This is a genomic window from Streptomyces sp. NPDC052020 (assembly GCF_040680575.1).
Classification (GTDB): domain Bacteria; phylum Actinomycetota; class Actinomycetes; order Streptomycetales; family Streptomycetaceae; genus Streptomyces.
Genome location: NZ_JBFAWY010000084.1, coordinates 1 through 3,086, shown reverse-complemented (window position 1 = coordinate 3,086; position 3,086 = coordinate 1). Strand labels below are relative to the sequence as shown.

1 protein-coding gene is annotated in these 3,086 nt (G+C 72.4%); it reads right to left on the bottom strand.

Annotated elements, in window-relative coordinates:
- Positions 1-3,068, bottom strand: a 3,068-nt coding sequence (locus AB0L74_RS34725; protein ID WP_365661581.1) for a type I polyketide synthase, incomplete at its 3' end; no start/stop codon positions are given.
- Between the last annotated feature and the right edge of the window lie 18 nt (positions 3,069-3,086).

Genomic DNA, 3,086 nt, shown 5'->3' with positions numbered 1-3,086 from the left:
AGCGGCCGGCCCCCGGCACGCTCCTGCCCATAAGTGGCCAGCAGCGCCTGCGCCTCGATCGGATCACCCAGCCGGGTACCGGTCCCATGCGCCTCCACCACATCGACATCACTCGCCGCCAGCCGCGCGTCCGCCAGCGCCTGACGGATCACACGCTGCTGCGCCGGCCCGTTCGGAGCCGTCAGACCGTTGCTGGCACCGTCCTGGTTCACCGCACTGCCCCGCACCACCGCCAGCACCCGATGCCCACGACGCCGCGCGTCGGACAACCGCTCCACCAGCAGCATCCCGACACCCTCGGCCGGGCCGAACCCGTCCGCCGACGACGCGAACGCCTTGGACCGCCCGTCGGCGGCCAGCCCACGCTGCCGGCTGAACTCCACGAAGGTCGTGGGCGTCGACATCACCGTCACACCGCCCGCGAGGGCCATGTCGCACTCGCCCTTGCGCAGCGCCTGCACCGCCAGGTGCAGCGCCACCAGGGACGACGAACACGCCGTGTCCACCGTCACCGCGGGACCCTCCAGGCCCAGCGAGTAGGAAACGCGGCCCGACATGACACTGGCCGCGTTGCCGGTGCCGACGTAGCCCTCCAGGTCTTCCGGCGGGTTTTGCAGAAGCGTCGCGTAGTGGGGCCCGTTGGTGCCGGCGAAGACGCCGACTGCCTGTCCGCGCAGGGACACCGGGTCGATGCCCGCACGTTCCACGGCCTCCCAAGAGGTCTCGAGGAGCAGCCGTTGCTGGGGGTCCATCGCCAGCGCCTCACGCGGCGAGATCCCGAAGAAGCCGGCGTCGAACTCTCCCGCGCCGTCGACGAATCCGCCGGCCCGGCAGTACGTACGACCGGATGCGTCCGGGTCCGGGTCGTACAGTCCTTCGACGTCCCACCCACGGTTCCGGGGGAACTCCGAGATGGCGTCAGTGCCCTCGGACACCAGCCGCCACAGGTCCTCCGGCGAGCCCACTCCGCCCGGCAGCCGGCACGCCATGCCCACGATCGCCACCGGCTCATCGGCCACCGCCGACTCGCGGAGCGCCAACTCCTGCCCGCCCTGCTCGCCGAGGACCTCCGCGAGCAGAAACTCCGCCAGTATCTGCGGGGTCGGGTAGTCGAAGACGAGGGTGGCCGGGAGGTTGAGGCCGGTGACGTTCCTGAGGCGGTTACGCAGTTCCACCGCTGTCAGCGAGTCGAAGCCGAGTTCGCGGAACGCACGGCGGGTGTCGACCGCTTCCGGCGAGGGGTGGTCAAGGACCACGGCCAAGTTCTCGCGGACCAGGTCCAGTACGCGGCGCTGCTGCTCGGGGGCGGAGAGGGTGGAGATCTCCCGGCTGAGAAGGGTGTCTTCGACCGTCGGAGCCTGCTGCTCCTCAAGCGCCCTGCGCGCCTCGGGCAGATCGGCGAGCAACGGGCTCGGTCTGGCAACCGTGAAACCGGGGGCGAAGCTCGTCCAGTCGATGTCCGCCACCGTGACGGCGGTCTCGCCGTGGTCCAGCACGGTGCCCAGTGCGGTGAGCGCCGCGCCGGGGGCGAGTGGCCGCAGTCCCAGCCGGCGCAACCGCTCACTGTTCGGGCCTTCGGTGATGGTGCTGCTGCCCTCCCAGGGGCTCCAGGCCACGGAGGTCACGGCGAATCCGTCGGCGCGGCGCTGCTCGGCGAGTGCGTCCAGGAAGGCCGTGCCCGCCGCGTACGCGCCCTGGCCGGCGCCGCCCCAGATCCCGGCGACCGAGGAGAAGAGGACCAGGGTGGGCGTGCTGCCCCCGTCCGCCGTGGTCTCCCGGAGCAGACTGTCCAAGTGCAGTGCGCCGGTCGCCTTCGCGGTCACGGTACGGGCGAACCCGTCCCGGTCGGCCGTCGTCAGCGCGTCGGATCCCACCATAGGCGGTATGTGCACTACGGCCGTGAGCGGGTGCTCCCCGTCCACCGACGCGAGCAGTCGCGCTGCCGCGTCCCGGTCCGCGAGGTCGCAGGTGAACACGGTGGCCCGTGCGCCCAGGTCGGCCAACTCCGCGACGAGGCCGGGCAAGCCGGCGTCCTCCGCGCCGACCGGGCTGGTGAGGAGCAGGTGTCCGGCTCCGTTGCGTGCGAGCCAGCGCGCGGTCTCGGCGGCGGCCGGGTCGTCCGCTCCGGTGACGAGCACGGTGCCGTCCTGCCGCCACCACGGCTCGGCGGTGCGGCGGGAGCCCGCGGGCGTACGTACGAGACGACGGGCCAGAACGCCCGACGCCCGGACCGCCACCTGGTCCTCGCCCGTCCCGTCTGCCCCCGCGATGAGGGCGGTCAGGTGTCGCAGCGCCTGTGCATCCGGCTCGGCGGGCAGGTCGATCAGGCCGCCCCAGCGCTCAGGATGCTCCAGTGCCGCGACGCGGCCCATGCCCCACACCATCGCCTGGGCCGGGGAGCCGAGGCGGTCCGCGCGGCCGACGGACACACCGCCACGGGTGACGCACCACAGCGGGGCCTCGATCTCCGCGTCCCCCAGCGCCTGTACCAGGGTGAGGGTCGCGGCAACACCCTGAGTGAAGGGAGCTTGGTGGCCGGGATGCGGCCGCTCGTCCCACGCGAGCAGCGAGAGCACACCGTCGATCGCGCCCTCGGCACGGTAGGCCGCCAGCGTTTCCGCGAGCTGCCGCCGATCACTCAGTGAAGACACGGACGCCTGCACGACGTCGGCGCCGGCCTCCGCGAGCGCGGACCGCACGGCGGTCGCCCGAGCCGTGGCCTCGTCCGAGGCGGAGTCCTCCGAGGCGATGACGAGCCAACGCCCGGAGAGCTCCGCGCGCTCGTCGACCGCGAAGCGCTTCCAGTCGAGCCGGTACCGCCACGCATCCTGGGCGGGGCCCTGCGAGGTAAGGGTGTTGGTGAGCCAGTAGTGGCGGTGCTGGAAGGGGTAGGTGGGGAGGTCGGGGATGTCGGGGATGGCAGGGCCGGCAGTGGTGGGGGGGTGGGTGTCCCAGTCGACGGGCAGGCCGTTGGCCCACGCTTCGGCCAGGGAGGTGGTGAGACGGTGGAGACCACCGTCGTTACGGCGGAGGGTGGCCAGACCAACGGCCTGGTCAGGCAGGTTCATGGTCAGAACAGGATGCGT